This is a genomic window from Pseudomonas sp. D(2018) (genome assembly GCF_005502555.1).
Taxonomy (GTDB): Bacteria; Pseudomonadota; Gammaproteobacteria; order Pseudomonadales; family Pseudomonadaceae; genus Metapseudomonas; species Metapseudomonas resinovorans.
Map to the genome: position 1 here is coordinate 34,678 of NZ_SCOK01000031.1, position 17,521 is coordinate 52,198.

The 17,521-nt window shown below is 59.0% G+C and carries 19 protein-coding genes; 2 read left to right on the top strand and 17 right to left on the bottom strand.

From position 1 onward, the window contains the following. Positions 1-2: 2 nt before the first annotated feature. The 12 genes from FFS60_RS18940 to FFS60_RS18995 form a co-directional block, all read right to left on the bottom strand. Positions 3-239 (bottom strand): hypothetical protein, encoded by a 237-nt coding sequence (locus FFS60_RS18940; RefSeq protein WP_137822833.1) that lies wholly within the window; start codon positions 237-239, stop codon positions 3-5. Further along, on the bottom strand, positions 239-727 hold the full coding sequence (locus FFS60_RS18945; RefSeq protein WP_137822834.1) for a hypothetical protein: 489 nt from the start codon (positions 725-727) through the stop codon (positions 239-241). Before FFS60_RS18945 ends, FFS60_RS18940 begins: the two co-directional genes overlap by 1 nt. Positions 728-943: 216 nt before the next feature. After that, positions 944-1,216 (bottom strand): hypothetical protein, encoded by a 273-nt coding sequence (locus tag FFS60_RS18950; RefSeq protein WP_137822835.1) that lies wholly within the window; start codon positions 1,214-1,216, stop codon positions 944-946. 142 nt (positions 1,217-1,358) lie between these two features. Further along, a complete protein-coding gene (locus tag FFS60_RS18955) occupies positions 1,359-1,769 on the bottom strand; it encodes a hypothetical protein (RefSeq protein WP_137822836.1) in 411 nt (136 codons plus the stop codon). 74 nt (positions 1,770-1,843) lie between these two features. Further along, positions 1,844-2,065, bottom strand: a complete 222-nt coding sequence (locus FFS60_RS18960) for a hypothetical protein (protein ID WP_137822837.1) — start codon at positions 2,063-2,065, stop codon at positions 1,844-1,846. 209 nt (positions 2,066-2,274) lie between these two features. Beyond that, positions 2,275-2,472: a hypothetical protein gene (locus FFS60_RS18965; protein WP_137822838.1), complete on the bottom strand. Its 198-nt coding sequence runs from the start codon at positions 2,470-2,472 to the stop codon at positions 2,275-2,277. 1,042 nt (positions 2,473-3,514) lie between these two features. Next, positions 3,515-5,011: a recombinase family protein gene (locus tag FFS60_RS18970; protein ID WP_137822839.1), complete on the bottom strand. Its 1,497-nt coding sequence runs from the start codon at positions 5,009-5,011 to the stop codon at positions 3,515-3,517. Positions 5,012-5,062: 51 nt separating this feature from the next. Beyond that, entirely contained in the window at positions 5,063-6,763 is a 1,701-nt protein-coding gene (locus FFS60_RS18975; RefSeq protein ID WP_137822840.1) for a VWA domain-containing protein, read from the bottom strand. A gap of 99 nt (positions 6,764-6,862) precedes the next feature. Beyond that, entirely contained in the window at positions 6,863-8,296 is a 1,434-nt protein-coding gene (locus FFS60_RS18980) for a PLP-dependent aminotransferase family protein (protein WP_028627847.1), read from the bottom strand. Positions 8,297-8,450: 154 nt separating this feature from the next. Further along, positions 8,451-9,263, bottom strand: a complete 813-nt coding sequence (locus FFS60_RS18985) for an OmpA family protein (RefSeq protein WP_137822841.1) — start codon at positions 9,261-9,263, stop codon at positions 8,451-8,453. Further along, positions 9,260-9,616 carry a DUF4398 domain-containing protein gene (locus FFS60_RS18990; protein WP_028627849.1) on the bottom strand — a complete coding sequence of 119 codons (357 nt, stop codon included), beginning with the start codon at positions 9,614-9,616 and terminating at the stop codon, positions 9,260-9,262. Before FFS60_RS18990 ends, FFS60_RS18985 begins: the two co-directional genes overlap by 4 nt. Before the next feature lie 14 nt (positions 9,617-9,630). Further along, complete coding sequence (locus FFS60_RS18995; RefSeq protein WP_137822842.1) at positions 9,631-10,446, bottom strand: ABC transporter substrate-binding protein; 816 nt, start codon at positions 10,444-10,446, stop codon at positions 9,631-9,633. A 115-nt stretch (positions 10,447-10,561) separates the two neighbouring features. Here FFS60_RS18995 and FFS60_RS19000 point away from each other — a divergent pair, with 115 nt between their 5' ends. Beyond that, positions 10,562-11,491, top strand: a complete 930-nt coding sequence (locus FFS60_RS19000; RefSeq protein WP_028627851.1) for an alpha/beta fold hydrolase — start codon at positions 10,562-10,564, stop codon at positions 11,489-11,491. Positions 11,492-11,550: 59 nt separating this feature from the next. Here FFS60_RS19000 and FFS60_RS19005 read toward each other — a convergent pair whose 3' ends face one another. Together FFS60_RS19005 and FFS60_RS19010 are read right to left on the bottom strand one after the other, a co-directional pair. Then, positions 11,551-12,480, bottom strand: coding sequence for an electron transfer flavoprotein subunit alpha/FixB family protein (locus tag FFS60_RS19005; RefSeq protein WP_137822843.1), 930 nt, complete (start codon positions 12,478-12,480; stop codon positions 11,551-11,553). Continuing rightward, positions 12,480-13,229, bottom strand: coding sequence for an electron transfer flavoprotein subunit beta/FixA family protein (locus tag FFS60_RS19010; protein WP_028627853.1), 750 nt, complete (start codon positions 13,227-13,229; stop codon positions 12,480-12,482). Before FFS60_RS19010 ends, FFS60_RS19005 begins: the two co-directional genes overlap by 1 nt. Before the next feature lie 319 nt (positions 13,230-13,548). Between FFS60_RS19010 and FFS60_RS19015 the strand changes: the two genes are divergently transcribed. Further along, positions 13,549-15,213, top strand: coding sequence for an electron transfer flavoprotein-ubiquinone oxidoreductase (locus FFS60_RS19015; protein ID WP_028627854.1), 1,665 nt, complete (start codon positions 13,549-13,551; stop codon positions 15,211-15,213). 52 nt (positions 15,214-15,265) lie between these two features. Here the strand turns inward: FFS60_RS19015 and FFS60_RS19020 are convergent, their stop codons facing one another. The 3 genes from FFS60_RS19020 to FFS60_RS19030 form a co-directional block, all read right to left on the bottom strand. Then, positions 15,266-15,835 carry a DUF1285 domain-containing protein gene (locus tag FFS60_RS19020; RefSeq protein WP_137822844.1) on the bottom strand — a complete coding sequence of 190 codons (570 nt, stop codon included), beginning with the start codon at positions 15,833-15,835 and terminating at the stop codon, positions 15,266-15,268. 10 nt (positions 15,836-15,845) lie between these two features. Beyond that, on the bottom strand, positions 15,846-16,448 hold the full coding sequence (locus FFS60_RS19025) for a DUF4823 domain-containing protein (protein ID WP_028627856.1): 603 nt from the start codon (positions 16,446-16,448) through the stop codon (positions 15,846-15,848). A gap of 66 nt (positions 16,449-16,514) precedes the next feature. After that, entirely contained in the window at positions 16,515-17,483 is a 969-nt protein-coding gene (locus FFS60_RS19030; RefSeq protein WP_137822845.1) for a GTP 3',8-cyclase MoaA, read from the bottom strand. Positions 17,484-17,521 lie beyond the last annotated feature (38 nt).

Consider the following 17,521-nt stretch of genomic DNA (forward strand, 5'->3'; position numbering starts at 1 on the left):
CGTTACTCCTTCAAATACGCTTGGAGCGCCTGCTTGATGATGGCTTGACGCACGTTCAACGGCCAGCCACGCATGTCAGCTTCACAGGCTTCTATCCAATCCCCCACTTTGTCGAAGTCGAATAGATTAGGTAGGGTGGATTTATGAATGTCAGAAACATAAACGCCGGATTTCTCCGGCGTCTTGTTTAATGTGTCGGGAGCGTAGCGCTCCCTTAAAATACGTTCTGTTGCGTCCATTATTCAGTTTCCTGTAGTCCAAGGGCCGCCATCACTTCGCGGCGGGCTTCGGCTAGTTCTGCCTCTTCACGGGCAATACGTTCGGCGTCCTGTTCACGTTTACGGCGCTCTACAGTGCGGGCCGCTTCGATTTCAATAAGCTGCTTTAGCTGGGCGTCGATTTCAGCACGATAGGCGGCCTCTACATCAGCGGCGATAGCTAATTTCTCTTTGGCTTGGGTTCTCTCAGGCTTATACAAGTGGAATTCAATCCAAGGGAATGCACCTATTCCCGGATTGTAATCAAAGTAAAGCGGAGACACTTCTGACTGTAGATAGCCAGCCTTACGATGCTCGTGGTAAAGCTCCAGGGCGTGAGCAACGCTATTAGATTGAAACAATACAAGGGCCGTTTGACGGCCATGCTCAGGCGCGGCAAACTCATAATCGGAATGAGCGATTGCAATACGACTATCTAGTTCTGTTTGGGAAAATTCTGGGATATTCATGCTTTTTACTTCCTTAAATCAATGTTGGGGTGAATTCGCTAGTGGCAACCCATTGGAATTGCCTGCGTTCATGTAATTTTTCAAATTGGGCGGCTACAACAGCATTCACTGGCACGGCGGAGAAACCTTCTCTCATTACGTCTGGGGCATTCAGCAACCAAACCAATCCCGTGAAGTAAAGGCTCTTGTAGCAGATCAGATACGGCTTAAGGGTCATTAGGCCACCAGCCTTAACACTGGCCGTTTGTCTTCAATTTCCAGCTCATCCGCTGGCACTCCGTGGTCCGGGTAGTGGTGTTGCTTGAGCCAGACGTACATAGCCAGTTCCATAGAGTTGATGGGAACAACTTCCAGCTTCGTTCCGTAGGCAAGTCCAGCGGGCTTTACCATTTCGTGTATATCTTTAATGCTGTGATTGCCAGTCACGGACAACAACGTGACGTACCTATGTAGGGCTTGGCAATACAGCAAATAATGCGTTTTCTTCATTCTTACTCCAATAAGGCCGGGGATACGTCGAATTCCGGGAATAGAATCCGCGTCATACGTGGGGTGTAGAGGGTTAAAAGTTGCTGGTGGGGCGGCCCCCTTACCAGTAGTATTTTGAAGCTCTGGAGGCCAATAAATACGCTTAAACGTATTTGGCAATGTAAGCCCGTGCCGCAGTCATACCGCAGCCAAACTTATCATTTAGGTCGTAAGCGTCTTTAGCGGGGTTCAATTTAATCCATGCTGCAATCAGCGAAGCTCTGTCTTCAACTGGCGGCTCTGTCTGAACTGCCCGATAGTTACTCCGCTGTGGGCGAGCGTCCCCACTTTTACCATTCACAATCGAATCGTAAACGCTGGGGGATAAAGTCATAATTTCGCCAACATCGGGCATAAGACCGGGATGCTTGGCTAGCCACTTGTAGAACTTATCAAGGGCTTTGGCTGGGGCGGGAATGAACTTGTCAACCTTGCTATCGGTGGGGGTGTAGCGTGAAGCGATTACACCAACAATCAGATTCGAAGGCGTATTAATGTGGAACCAGTTGGGCATTTTTCAAATTTCCATAGTCGTTTAATCATTGTTTTCTCTCTCCTAATAAATGTGTGATTGATGGGGTTTATATGTTATCGGCGTTTCTTGGTGAACGTACCGGGAATCAGGTCATTGATTGCCACGGGGCCAGCTTGTCGCAGATTTTCGTAATCCTGCAAATTGTGAGTTTCTGCCACGATGTAGAAGTGATCGGCTGTCTCTACAGCTTCAAGGGCAGGGACATACAGCACATCGGCAACTAGCCCACTGGCTTTGCTGACTTTGAAATAGAAACTTACGTGATATGGATTCATAAAAGGTTGTCCTTAAATGTAATTGGGGATTAGTGAGTTCAGGTGGGGTTCAGGGTTTCCAGCTTCAACAGCATCGACGTAACGATGTAACAGCACGCTGTCAGCCAGCACATACAGCGTCGAGTCTGTGTTAAACGGTGGACTAGAACGCTGGATGCTTCTGAATACACGTCCTGTAGAACGCTCTACCACTAAATAATGCAGCGGGTTCATTCTGCGACTACTTCAACTGCGGCTAGCGACTGTTCAAATTGGCGGATGACTTCCGCCTCATCGGCTAGCTTGCGTTGGCGTTGTTCGTGGCGGAACATTTTTACTTGGCAATACGTGGAACAGTATTTCCGGGTACTACGTTTGGCGAGCATGGGTGTACCACAACACTCGCAGGTTTTAACTACGATGGCCATCGGGCCTCCTACATGAATTTATTAAGCTGAATTTGTATAAATCATGGGCGAACAAAAAGGGCACGTAATTCGTGCCCGATTTGCTATCCCGGAATTTACAGACTATCCGTGCCTGCGAACGGTTTGGAGGGTTTGCCAGTGGCGGCCCCAACTACTGGCGGGAGTTGGTGAAAGGATACAAAATACCCTTGACCTTCCCGTTTCCAACCAACACATACGGGCATGTGCCACTACGGCCAAACCGGGCCGCTGGTTTAATTCAATTTTAAGAAGATTGGCAGAACTGCCGGGGTGACGCTGAGGGAGTCTTGCTGGAGGAAATTAACATTTCCTTGCTTCATGTACGTATTATAACACGATAATCATAATAAGCAACTATTATGCCAACTTTTGTACATGAAACTTTTTAATTGAAAGTTGCATTTCCATAAGGGCGCGTAATTAATGATACGGCCCTAGGAATTACGGGCTTCGGGCACTAGTGGCCTAACCGAATTGGCGCAACCTGAGACGGGACTACACGCAGATTGTAAAGGGATTACTAATAAATCCCTCTTGGAAATGGGTTTGAAGAAACTCTGGATAAAGCTGTCCTAAGCCCGGCCATACACGTCGTGTCACCCTGCGGCAACTGTGCTTAGACCAAGCTTAGGCTCTACTCCAGATTTCAAACAAACCGAAGCCCGCAGGAACTCCCGTGGGAGCCTCTTGGAAATTGGGATGTGAGAATTTGGCCAATTGGCCTCCAACATCAGAGCGGGCGTCTGTGTCGGCTGGGATGGGGTTTAAGCAATATCACCCATCTTGGCGGCTTTCCGACGATTGCTGTCGGCCTGACCCGGTTCCGCCTTTCAAGCTCCGGCTGGGGCATATCTACCAGTCTTCCCCGTCCATCAGTGGCGGACCCGTTACTATCCCGAACACCACTGCGGCCAGCCCACGCACATTGTGGACCGGACTGCGGATTATACACGTCACCCCAAGATTCCTCAACACAAATCAATTGGTTACGTCAAGTGGTTTTATTTTAATTGTGAAAACGTCAGGACTGCGGAGCGTGCTTCTTAGATGCCCGATTCTTGAACTCCCGGCGCCCTTCTGGCGTGTCGAACACGTAGACGGCGGGCTTCGGTTCATAGCCCTGATACACGTAGCGAAGGCACTCACCAGCCCCGCCAATCGGGACAGTGACGGCGCCGTCTGGGAAGATTCTGATTTCGTAACCAACCGATTTCAAAAGTGCGTTCAATCGCTCCTGATCTTTCATCAGCATTTCATTACTGACCTTGAGCGCGGTTTTAACCTCAACCGGACGGCTATCGCTCTCCAGAAATCTGAGGCGGTCGGTCTTCTCGCTACGCTCTGCGATAACCGCTTGAATACGGGATTTCAATTCTTCTGTAAGGCCAAGCTCCGCAGTGGCGTACAGGTTGTCCAAGCGTTTCGTTAAAGCGTCCACCTCGCCACGAACGACAATCGCTTGCTTCTGACTCTCCGACAACTGCTGGCGCTGTAACGCAACCTGAAGGTAAGGGGCGGATGTCTCTGCCCGGATGGCGTTCAACGGTGAGTACGGAACCGTCTTGTTATTTTCACAACCGATTTCACCCAAGCGGTGGCGTTTGCCGCAAATGAAGAATGTCCCCTTCCCTTTCTGGTTTTTCACAGTGCAGTTCGAACCGCAGATGCCGCACTTCACCAGCCCCGAAAGCAGGTACTTCCTTGCAGCCGTTGGCTTGGGGGCGTCGTCTTTCGGTAGGAGTCGCTGCTGCACCCGGTAGAACAGCTCTTTATCCACCACAGCCGGGAACACGTCGGGAATATCGTCCCAATACCCGATGGCGACCTTCAAGCTCATCCATCGGCGAATTGTGGTGGGGTCCAGACTGGTCAACAAGGGATGCTTGTCAGCGATACGCCGGTGAATGCGTTTCTCACCGATGCCCGTGGCGAAGTCTTCGAACGCCTGCTGAATCAGTGGGGCCAATTCGGGGATTAGATGGCCGTTCTTGTCCAGCCATACGGGAGTGCGAACCTTCACTGCCTCCCCTGCCCTCGCCTTTGCCCGCCGACTTTCGTAACTGGCTTTCACGCGCCGCGACAGGGCGGCGGAATACTGGTGGGCCTGCTGTATCTTGGCAATCAGCAAGAACAAGTGCTGATTGTTTACGGACTCCCGGTCATACCGGACGCCATCGTCCAGCGTCACGATAGTCACGCCAGCCACAACGATTTCAGACAGGATGGGAAACATCTCCAAAGGCTCAAGGCGCCCTGCCCTGTCGATTGCCTCAACGAGAATCACATCTCCCGACTTGATTGCACCATCACGGACAGCCTGTTGTAACTTGCCAAAGCCATGTTCAAGGTGGGTTCCCTTGAAGCCGGAGCGGCCCAAGTCCTTGAACGTCTGCGTGAACAATGTGTAATCAGGATTCGCCGCCAACCAGCGGCCAACCATCTCTTCCTGCCGCTTGATGGTGGAGCCGCCACGCTGGGAAACATGACTGAAACGTAGATAGGGCACGGCATACGGCATGGGAAGCTACCACCAGACAGGGCCATAAAAATATGATGGTAGCACGGGCGATTATTGCAAGCTTTGCGCGAGTTCCACCAGTTGCACGAACTCGCCACGCAGGCCGAAGCGGTCGTCGCCCCGAGCGCTCCGAGCGAGACCGGCGCTGTCGGTCAGACCGAAAGACCCCGTGTACTGACCGCCCTTGAGCTGTTGGGCGAAGGCTGCCACTGCGGCGGCAAAGCGAAGATCCTCACTGGCCTCGTCCAGGTCGACGACGTTGTTGGCGCCAATGGGACGCTCCAGCAGTCGACTCTGCTCCACACCTGGCGCCTTGTAGCGTACCCGCAGCCAGGCCAGCTCACCGGCCTTGCCCTCGGTCTTGGCCGCCGGCTGGTAGCGCAGTGGTTCCAGCCAACCCTTGGAGCCGGTGGGTACGATCTCGTACAACGCTGTGATGGTGTGGCCGGCGCCAATCTCGCCAGCATCTACCTTGTCATTGCTGAAGTCTTCACGCTTGAGCGCGCGATTCTCGTAGCCCAGCAGGCGGTACTCGCTGACCTCAGCCGGGTTGAACTCCAGTTGCAGCTTCACGTCCTTGGCCACGACCGACAACGTGGAACCCAGCTGGTCCACCAGCACCTTGCGCGCTTCGCGCAGGTTGTCGATGTAGGCGTAGTTGCCGTCACCTGCATCGGCCAGTTGCTCCATCAGCCGCTCGTTGTAGTTGTCCATGCCGAAGCCCAGGGTCGTCAGTGACACCCCGCCCTTGCGCTTCTGCGCGGCGAGTTGCTTGAGGGTCTCGAAGTCGCTGATGCCGACGTTGAAGTCGCCGTCGGTCGCCAGCAGGATGCGGTTGATGCCATTCGGGATCAGGCCCTTGTGCGCTTCGGCATAGGCCAGCTGGATGCCTGATTCGCCAGCCGTGGAGCCACCCGCGCTGAGTTGCTCGATGGCGGCGCGAATCCTGGCTTTCTCGCTGCCTGGCGTAGATCCAAGCACCACGCTCGCCTCCCCGGCGTAGGTGACCAGGGATACGCGGTCCTGCGGACGCAACTGATCCACCAGCAGCTTGAGGGTGCCCTGCACCATGGGCAGCCCCTCGCGACGGTCCATCGAGCCGGAGACATCCACCAGGAACACCAGGTTGGCCGGCGGCAGTTGTTCGATGCTGCTGTCAGAGGCCTTGATCGCCACGCGCAACAGCCGGGTCTGCGGATTCCATGGGGTCTGTGTCAGTTCGATACCAATGCCGAAGGGCACGTCGCCCTCCGGCAGCGGATAGCTGTAGGGGAAGTAGTTGACCATCTCTTCCAGCCGCACGGCATCGGCCGGCGGTAGTTGGCCGCCATTGAGGAAGCGCCTTACGTTGGCGTAGCTGCCGGTGTCGACATCGATGCTGAAGGTGGAGACCGGCTCACTGGCGACGGCATGCACCGGGTTGTCGGCGAGGTGCTGGTACTGCTCGCGCGGCACATCGCGGTAGCCCGGTTGCAGTGCATCCGCCATGGGCGCTGGCGCGATCATGGGCATCTGCCGTGCCTCGGCGGCGTAGTCGGCACGTTTGGCCAGGGAAGCCGGCGCACGGCTATTCGCCTCCTCCTTGAGCACAAGCTCAGGCGTGGCCAGCACGGGCGGAGGTGGAACCTCATCGACCTTGCCGGTGGCCGGCGCCGACGCATCCTGGGCACTGCAGGCAGCCAGGGCCAGCAGCAGGCCGGCGGTGAAGCCCGCGGCCCAGGGTTGTTGCTGAAGGAAGTTACGGCTGGACATGGTCGCCTCCTGAGTACGAATGAGCCATTCGCACCAGTAGACGTAGGCGTCCTGCAGGAGGGGTTAAGCCTTCAAGAAAAATCAGTTTCAGAAGGCCGGTTACAGGCCGGCCTCCTGACAGAGCTGCTTGGCCAGCATCCCGAGGGTCATGATGGCGCGCTCGGCTTCACGGGTCCACGGGATGCCACAGTTCAGCCGTACACAGTGGTTGAACTGCTCGGTATTACTGAAGATCAGACCCGGCGCGATGCTGATGCCCTGCTGCAAGGCGCGCACGTGCAGGTCCTTGGTGTTCACCTTCGCCGGCAGGCTGATCCAGAGAATGAAGCCGCCGTTGGGGCGCGTAATCTGGGTGCCTTCGGGGAAATACTGCTGCACCCCCAGCTGGAAGGCCGTGAGGTTTTTCCGGTACTCCTGGCGGATGTAACGCAGGTGCCGATCGTATCCGCCGTTCTCGAGGTACGCCGCCACCCCCATCTGGGTGACGCTGCATGCCGAGTGGGTGCTGAACGTCTGCAGGCGCTGGATTTCCGCCTGGTACTTGCCGGCGATCATCCAGCCAATGCGCACGCCGGGCGACAGGGTCTTGGAGAAACTGGAGCAGTAGATCACCCGGTCGTCCAGGTCGTAGGCCTTGATCGCCTTGGAAGGCCCCTGGTCGAACATCAGTTCGCCGTAGATATCGTCTTCGATGATCTGGATGTCGAAATCAGAGGACAGGCGCAACAGTTGTTTCTGCCGCTCCTCGGGAATGGTGCCACCCAGTGGATTGCTCAGCCGCGCGGTCAGCACCAGGGCCTTGATCGGCCACTGGTTGGCGGCCAGTTGCAGGGCCTCCAGGCTGATGCCGGTGGTGGGGTCGCTGGGAATCTCGATCACTTTCAGGCCGAGCAGGTCAGCCAGTTGCAGCAGGCCGTAGTAGGTCGGAGACTCGGTGGCGATCAGGTCACCCGGCCGAGTCAGCACCCGCAGGCTCATCTGCAGCGCATCCACGCAACCGTGGGTGATCACCACTTCGCTCGGGTCTACCACGACACCGGCATCGCGCATGCGGATCGCCACCTGGCGCCGCAGCGGCTCGAAGCCCGGGCTGAACATGTAGCTGAAGGCCCGCGGGCTGTGGAAGCGGGTGACCTTGGCCAACTGCTGGTGCAGGGTGCGTACCGGCAAGTAGTCGACATGGGGAACCGCCGCCCCCAATGGGAACACGCCTTCGCGGCGGGATTCGGCCAGGACCTGCTGGATGATGCTGGCGCGAGTGACCAGGCCGGGGCGCTCAACGCGGGCGATATCGGGGGTGGATGCGGTCAGTGCGGGGGTCTGGTGTACATAGAAGCCGGATTGCGGACGCGCACGGATCAGCCCCTGATCCTCCAGGCTGGCATAGGCCTGCAACACCGTGGCGTGGCTGACACTGAGCTGAGAGCTGAGCTTGCGCACCGAAGGTACGCGTTCGCCCGGCTGGTAGACACCACGGCGAATATCATCGGCCAGTTGCTGGGCGATGCGTTGGTAGAGCAACAGATTGGTCATAACGGCGGCACCTGTATCACTGGACCGAAACACTATCCGAAGCCCTTAAAACTGCACCGGTACAGATCATGAAATTGTGTGCGATACAGTGAAATTGTCCAGGCAAGAAAAAGCCCCGGTGCCGAACGGTCACCGGGGCTTTCTATGTTGCGACTCAACGCGCCGGCCCGAGCTCACCCTTCTCGTTGGAGAAGACGATCTCCACGCGTCGGTTCTGCGCCCTGCCCCGATTGGAGGCGTTCTCCGCCACCGGGAAGGCCTCACCATATCCCTGGACCTGGATACGTTTGGCATCGATGCCGAGGTCAGCCAGGGCATCAGCCACGGCCTGGGCACGGTCGGTCGAGAGCTTCAGGTTGTCCTGCTTTTTGCCGCTGCTGTCGGTATAGCCTTCGATGCGCACGACACGCCGCGGATTGAGCTGGAGGAACTGCACCAGTTTGAGCACCGTGCGGTTGGCGGACGCCTTGAGATCGGCCCGGCCGGTGTCGAACAGCACATCGCCCAGGGTCATGACCAGGCCACGGTCGGTTTCGGTGGCGGCCAGGGCGATCATCTGATCTTCCAGCCATTTGCCCTGCTGCTGCACGCTGAGCAGTTTCGCTTCACGCAGCGCCAGTTGCAGACGCTCGCGCTCCAGCTGCAGCTTGGCGACGCGGGTCTGGTTCTGACTCTGCTCGCTATGCTGGCTGGCGATTTCGGCGTAGCGCTGGCTGAGGTAGGCGTAATGGACGACGTCGGCGTCATTGCCCCAGTAGCTGGACAGACGTTCGGCACGAGCCAGGGATTCGCCCGAGCGGATCACATCCTTCGGCGCCGCGCTGAGGACATTCTGGTCCTCCTTGACCTTCTGGAACATCTGCCGGGCCTGCTCCAGGCTCTGTTCGGTCTGCTGCTGGTTGGCGCACCCGCCGAGTAGTCCGAGGCTGAACAGCAGGCCGACGCTCAATGCATGATTCCGCTTCACTGAACCTCCCCCAACTGCTTGCGCAAGCGATTGATCCTCGACGTCAGCTCAGCCAGCTGGTCCTGGCTCTTCTTGGTCAGCACCTTGGCTTCAGCCAGGCGTGCATCGAGTTCGGCTTCCTCGGCCAGAATACGGGCGCGCTTGTAGTCCTCCTCGCCCATGTTCTTCTCGGCCAGGGCGAGCTTGTCCTGCGCAAGCTTCATTTCCTCGATCTGTTCGGTGGCGCCTACGGCCTTGGCCTGCTCCACCGCCTTCTGGGTCAGGCGCATCTGCTCGTTGGGCGCCGGGTCATTGGCGCAGCCGGCCAAGGTCAGCACCGCAAGGCCGACGGCAAACAGGGGTGTCTTGCTCACTAGAGGGTTCCTAATCATTCAGGCATGGCGGCGGGTTGCATCTGCAGGGCCTTCCACCGTTCCAGGTTGCGCTGCAGCAGGGTTTCCGGCACCCCGGCGGCGACCAATTCTGTCATTTTTCTTGCCAGCTGTCCGCGCAGCCAGGGGTCGTTGCAGGCCGAATTGTGGGACAGGGTCAGGTACAGACCTTCACTGGAAATGGGTGGTTCCAGAGCGACCAGGTCATCCGCCATGCCGAGTGTGTCGGCCAGCACCAGCCCGGGGTAACGCTCGTAGAGCACGTAGTCGGTTCGCTCCAGCAGGAGCTTCTGATAGGCCTGGGTCAGGCTGGGGACCTCTTCGAGCTTGAGGTTATCCCTGGCGAAGCGGTCGAAGGCCTCACCAAAACTGTTCTTCACCAGCGTGCCGCCAGTGTGGATGCGCAGGTCGTCCCAGCCACTGTAAGGAAACGCCCGGTCGCGCTTCACCCAGACGACACTCTCGGTTTCGAGGAAGGCTGGATGAACGTAGTCCATGGTTTCCAGGCGTGGCAGGGTAATGAAAGCGCCGGCGATCAGGTCGACCCGCCCCGTGCGCACCTCATCCTGGGCCCGGGACCAGGGCCCGGTGTAGAGGATCTCAACCTTCAACCCCAATTCCTTGGCGATCTGCTTGAGCAGGTCGGCATTGGCGCCTATCAGTTGTTTGGGGTTCTCAGGGTCGCGCCATAGGTAGGGCGGATACTCCGGATTACCGGTGGCCACCAGCCGCTCGCATTTCCCGGCAGCCTGCCCGAGTCCGGGTAGCAGGCATAGCGCTAGGAGCAGGCATGAGAGGCGGAGTCTTGGCATCTGAGGTTTCCCGGACTGGACATTCGATTGGCCGCAGCGTAGGCGGCATCGCCTGAAACGAGCTTCATGCTAGCGTACAGGCGGCTAAAAGAACCATTCGCGATAAGGACGGGTCATGAAGAAGTTCCTCATCACAGTCACCATTCTCCTGGCGGCTGCGGCGGCAACCCTCTATTTCTCCCCCGCCGCGCTGACAGGCAGCGTGCGTCTGGTGGAGCGCCAACTCGCCGGACTGTCGGAGCGACAGATCGCGCTGGGCGATCTTAACATCCATTACTACGAGGGCGGTCCGGCCAAGGGCGAAACCATCGTCATGATCCATGGTTTCGGCGCCAACAAGGACAACTGGCTGCGCTTCGCTCGTCACTTCACCGAGCGCTACCACGTCATCGCCCTCGACCTGCCCGGCTTCGGCGACAGCGACCGTCCCGCCGGCAGCTACGACATCGGCACCCAGGCCGAGCGTCTGGAGTCATTCATCAAGACCCTGGAGCTGGGCAAGGTGCATCTGGTGGGCAATTCCATGGGCGGCCATATCGCCGGAATCTTCGCCGCCCGCTACCCGCTGCAAGTGCATAGCCTGGCGCTGTTCGACAACGGCGGCATCACGGCACCGAACAAGAGCGAGCTGTTCCGCCTGATCGAAAGCGGCCAGCCCAACCCGCTGGTGGTCCGGAGCCCGGAGGACTTCCAACGGATGCTGGATTTCGTCTTCGTCGAGGCACCGCCCCTCCCCACCTCGGTAAAGGCCTACCTGGCTGAGCAATCCATGGCCAACGAGGCGCACTACGATGAGGTCTTCCGCCAGCTACGGGAGCGCTATATCCCGCTGGAGCCCGAGCTGCCGCGGATCAAGGCCCCTACCCTGCTGCTCTGGGGCGATCGCGACAGGGTGCTGGATGTGTCCAGCATCGAGGTCATGAAGCCGTTGCTGAAGAAACCCAGTGTGGTAATCATGGAAAACTGCGGTCACGCGCCCATGATCGAACGCCCCGAGGAAACCGCCCGGCACTATCAGGCATTCCTCGATGCCAGCCGAAGCTGAAGGACAAAAAAACCCGCTCCGAAGAGCGGGTTTTCTGCACGGCAGGCCGGGAAGCGCTATTACAGCAGCTTTTCCAGTTCCGGTACGGCTTCGAACAGGTCAGCCACCAGGCCGTAGTCAGCCACCTGGAAGATCGGGGCTTCTTCGTCCTTGTTGATCGCGACGATGACCTTGGAGTCCTTCATACCGGCCAGGTGCTGGATGGCACCGGAGATGCCCACGGCGATGTACAGCTGCGGCGCGACGATCTTGCCGGTCTGGCCGACCTGCATGTCGTTCGGCACGAAGCCGGCATCGACGGCGGCACGGGAAGCACCGACAGCCGCGCCCAGCTTGTCGGCCAGGGCGTACAGGTGCTTGAAGTTGTCGCCGTTCTGCATGCCACGGCCGCCAGATACGACGATCTTGGCAGCGGTCAGTTCCGGACGATCGGACTTGGCCAGCTCTTCACCGACGAAGGCGGACTTGCCGGCGTCGGAAACGGTGCCCACGGCTTCAACGGCAGCGGAACCGCCTTCAGCGGCAGCGGCGTCGAAACCGGTGGAACGCACGGTGATCACCTTCACGGCAGCCGAAGACTGCACGGTGGCGATGGCGTTACCGGCATAGATCGGACGCTTGAAGGTGTCGGCGCTCTCGACGCTGATGATCTCGGAGATCTGGTCGACGTCCAGCAGGGCAGCCACGCGCGGCAGGATGTTCTTGCCGTTGCTGGTGGCGGCGGCCAGCACGTGGCTGTAGCCCTTGCCCAGCTCGGCGATCAGCGGCGCGACGTTTTCCGGCAGTTGGTGGGCGTAGGCAGCATTGTCGGCTACCCACACTTTGGACACGCCAGCGATCTTGGCGGCGGCTTCGGCGGCAGCGCCTGCACCGGCACCCGCGACCAGGACGTGGATGTCGCCACCGATTTTCTGAGCGGCAGTCACGGTGTTGAGGGTGGCGGCTGCCAGCGCGGCGTTCGTGTGTTCAGCAACAACCAGGATAGCCATCAGATTACCTTCGCCTCGTTCTTCAGTTTGTCGACCAGTTCAGCCACGGACTTGACCTTGATACCAGCCTGGCGGGCGGCCGGTGCTTCAACTTTCAGGGTCTTGACGGTGGAAGCGGTGGAAACACCCAGGGCGTCCGGGGTGACCACGTCCAGCGGCTTCTTCTTGGCTTTCATGATGTTCGGCAGCGACGCGTAGCGCGGCTCGTTCAGGCGCAGGTCGGTGGTGACGATCGCCGGAAGGTTCAGCGCAACGGTCTGCAGGCCACCGTCGATCTCACGGGTGACGTTGACCTTGTCGCCAGCCACTTCAACCTTGGAAGCGAAGGTGCCTTGGGCGTAGCCGGTCAGGGCGCCCAGCATCTGGCCGGTCTGGTTGTTGTCGCTGTCGATGGCTTGCTTGCCGAGGATGACCAGCTGAGGCTGCTCCTTGTCGACCACAGCCTTCAGCAGCTTGGCCACGGCCAGGGAGTTCAGCTCGTCGGCGGACTCGACCAGAATGGCGCGATCAGCGCCCAGGGCCAGGGCAGTACGCAGCTGCTCTTGAGCGGTGTTCGGGCCGATGGTGACGACGACGATTTCACTCGCTACGCCTTTTTCTTTCAGACGGACGGCTTCTTCCACGGCGATTTCGCAGAAGGGGTTCATCGACATCTTCACGTTGGCGAGGTCGACGCCGGAGTTGTCCGCCTTGACGCGGACTTTGACGTTGTAGTCGACCACTCGTTTGACAGCTACAAGAACCTTCATGGATTCCTCGTTACTCTCCGGTTAATAAGAATGTCGCCAAGACGAGCCTGGCCAGTAATGCAGGTCGGCCGGAACCGACTCTCAGCCCAGACAGCGAGCGCAAAACCGCCCGTATCTTGACCGTATCGCCTATTCCGGTCAATACAGCAAAATGACCCGTCATAAGCCGCAGAGCCTTATCCTATCAGGGTTTCACAAAATTCAAACAAACGTTTGTATTGGACCGAACAAAGGGTCTGGATATAATGCGCCCGCTCAGGTCAGGGATCGAGCCTAGCCCTCCAACACAAAATATCGAAGAGCCTTGAGGAGATTGACTGTGGAACGCGAATACATGGAATTCGACGTCGTCATCGTCGGCGCTGGCCCTGCTGGCCTGTCCGCCGCGTGCCGACTGAAGCAGAAGGCCGCGGAAGCTGGTCAAGAGATCAGCGTATGCGTGGTCGAGAAGGGTTCCGAAGTCGGCGCCCACATCCTCTCTGGTGCCGTATTCGAACCGCGAGCCCTGAACGAGCTCTTCCCTGACTGGAAAGATCTGGGCGCCCCGCTGAACACCCCGGTAACCCGCGACGACATCTATATGCTCAAAGATGCCGACTCCGCCATCAAGGTTCCCGGCCTCTTCGTGCCCAAGACCATGCACAACGAGGGCAACTATATCATCTCCCTGGGCAATCTCTGCCGCTGGCTGGCCCAGCAGGCCGAAGGCCTGGGTGTTGAGATCTACCCGGGCTTCGCCGCCCAGGAAGCGCTGATCGACGAGAACGGCGTCGTTCGCGGCATCATCACCGGCGATCTCGGCGTAGACCGTGAAGGCCATCCGAAAGAGGGTTACTACACCCCCGGCATGGAACTGCGCGCCAAGTACACCCTGTTCGCCGAAGGCTGCCGTGGCCACATCGGCAAACAGCTGATCAAGAAGTACAACCTGGATTCCGAAGCCGACGCCCAGCACTACGGCATCGGCATCAAGGAAATCTGGGACATCGACCCGGCGAAGCACCAGCCCGGCCTGGTGGTCCACACCGCCGGCTGGCCTCTGTCCTTCGTCGACAACCAGAACACCGGTGGCTCCTTCCTCTATCACCTGGAAAACAACCAGGTCGTAGTAGGCCTGATCATCGACCTGTCCTACAGCAACCCCTTCCTCTCGCCGTTCGACGAATTCCAGCGCTACAAGCACCACCCAGTCGTCAAGCAGTACCTGGAAGGCGGCAAGCGCGTTGCCTATGGCGCTCGTGCCATCTGCAAAGGCGGCCTGAACTCGCTGCCGAAGATGGTCTTCCCGGGCGGCGCGCTCATCGGCTGCGACCTGGGCACCCTGAACTTCGCCAAGATCAAGGGCAGCCACACCGCGATGAAGTCCGGCATGCTGGCCGCCGAAGCTGTGGCCGCTGCGCTGGCCTCCGGCAAGGAAGGCGGTGACGAACTGACCGGCTACGTCGATGCCTTCAAGTCCAGCTGGCTGTACGACGAGCTGTTCCGCAGCCGCAACTTCGGCGCCGCTATCCACAAGTACGGCGTGCTCGCCGGTGCCGCGTTCAACTATGTCGACCAGAACCTCTTCGGCGGCAAGATCCCGGTCACCCTGCACGACAACAAGCCGGACTATGCCTGCCTGAAGCCCGCCGCCCAGTCCCAGCGCATCGAGTACCCGAAGCCGGACGGCAAGCTCAGCTTCGACAAACTCAGCTCGGTATTCCTCTCCAACACCAACCATGAAGAGGAACAGCCCTGCCACCTGAAGCTGGCTGACGCAGACATCCCGATCGCCAAGAACCTGCCGCTGTACGACGAGCCGGCGCAGCGCTACTGCCCGGCCGGCGTGTACGAGGTGGTGACCCAGGAAGACGGCGCCAAGCGCTTCCAGATCAACGCCCAGAACTGCGTCCACTGCAAAACCTGCGACATCAAGGACCCGGCCCAGAACATCACCTGGGTAGCCCCGGAAGGTACCGGCGGCCCGAACTACCCCAACATGTAAGCAGGCACGAAAAAGGCTCCCTCGGGAGCCTTTTTCATTTCCGCTGTCCCGGTTACTCGGGCAGCGGACCAATGGGAAAGAACTCCCCTCCGCTCCAGACACCAAGCCAGGTGACCCCATTGATCTCGCGCGGCTCGGCCAGCTCTACCAGTTGGTAAAAGACATTGCGGTGGATCAGCGCTTCCAGGTTAGTGCGCACCAGCACGTAGGGCGACGGCTCCTGGGTCTGCGGGTCCAGTTCGACGCGCATCGGATGGACCTCACCGGCCACCACCTCGTCTTCAACGTTGGTGATGAAGCGCAGCTGCTGTGCCTCCCCTACTCCTTCGACCTGCAACTCGACGGCGACAAAGGGAGCATCCTCAACCTGAATGCCGACTTTCTCCACCGGGGTGACCAGGAAGTAATCCTCGCCGTCCTTGCGGATCACGCTGGAGAACAGCTTGACCATGGGCTTGCGACCAATCGGCGTACCCAGATAGAACCAGGTGCCATCCCGAGCGATGCGCATGTCGATGTCACCACAGAACGACGGGTTCCACAGATGAACAGGCGCCCCACCCGGCTTGTCACCCTTGGGTATCTGCGCCAGCAAGTCGCCGGCCTTGCCGGGATCGCTCATTCCTATCTCCTCAACGACTCAAGCCGATCAGGCTGCGAGCATACTCCTCCAGCGGTGGTCCGATCAGGTCTTCCGGTTTGGAATCGTAGAACGTCAGAAAACCGCCACGATTGCGGATGCGAGCGGTGTCCACCAAATAGCGGGTATTGGTTTCGATCAACATCAGCTGGATTACGCCACGGTCGCGGCCGAGCCGATCCAGCGCCTCCTGATCCTCCCACTCCTCCACCGTACCGATACGGTCGTCAGCGCTGGCGAATCGGGCATAAAGCAGATAGTGCGCACCTACCGAACGGGCCTGGCCCATGGCCTCTTCCAGCCCAGCAGGCCCCTTGGCACGGCGCACCATGGGGAAGTACTCGACGAAGCCATCGAAAGCCTCTTCAGCGACTACATTGGGTCGCGGGTAGGCCGAGCCCGGCGGCACAAAGTAGCCTTGAGCGATGTAGATGAAGGAGTCCGCCTGCAGACGCCAGGGGCTGGCGCGGCGAGTCTCGCTGTGGTCCAGGAATCCGGCATCGCTCAGCTGTTCGCGAGTGCCATCCGCCATGTCACTGACCTTCATGCAGCCAACCAGGCCGAGAATCGCCAGCAACAGAATCATGCTACGCATCGTGTGTCCTCCAGGCGCCGGCGACGAAAAACCGGCGGATAGAGAACCAATGCAGCTTCCGCGCCATCAACCGCCAATGATCTTCATCACGGTGACGCCGCCGGAGAACGCAACATCCTGCTTGTCCGCCAGGGCTCTGACCAGCAAACGCTGTAGCGCTGGCAGCGCTTCGTGGCGGGGTTTCTCCAGCAGATCGCCGACATAGTGACGGTTGCTCGAAGAAAGGCAGCCGTGCAGCCATCCGGTGGAAGACAAGCGCAGGCGCGAGCAGGTCCGGCAAAACGGCACGCTCTCGTTGGCGATTACGCCGAAGCAACCCTCGCCGGGCACCCGGTAGCGCAGAGCCGTAGCATCCAGTGGTGCATCGGCCTGAACGAACTCATGGGCAGTGCGAATCAGCGCCAGTAGCTCCTCCAGCCCCACGAACTGCTGATGGAAGCTGTTGGGATCACGGGCCAGGTGCCCCATGCGCATCAGCTCGATGAAGCGCAGCTCGAATCCACGCTCCAGGCAGTAGTCCAGCAACGGCAGCACCTGATCGAGGTTCTTGCCACGCAGCGGGACCATGTTGACCTTGATCTTCAAGCCAGCAGCACTTGCCTCTTCGAGCCCCTGGAGCACGGTGGCCAGGTCACCGCCACGTGCGATGCCGCGGAATGCGTCGGCATCCAGGGTATCGAGGGATATGTTCAGACGGCGGATGCCGCAATCCAGCAACAGTGGCAACTTGCGGGACAGCAGTTGGCCGTTGCTGGTCAGGCTGATGTCTTCGAGCCCGAGCTTACTGACTTCACGAAGGAAAGGATCGAGCTTGGGACTCACCAACGGCTCGCCGCCGGTGATACGCAGACGCTCGATACCAGCCGCCTCAATGAGGTAGGCCACGCCGCGCACCATGGCCTCGGCCGAAAGTTCGTCCTGAGCCGCTACCAGCCGCTTGCCATCTGGCACGCAGTAGGTGCAGGCGTAATTGCAGGCGGCGGTCAGGCTGATACGCAAATTGCGGAAGCGCCTGCCTTGGCGGTCGACGATCATGGGACGCTCCGGCATGTGGTACGCCGGAGTATATCCCC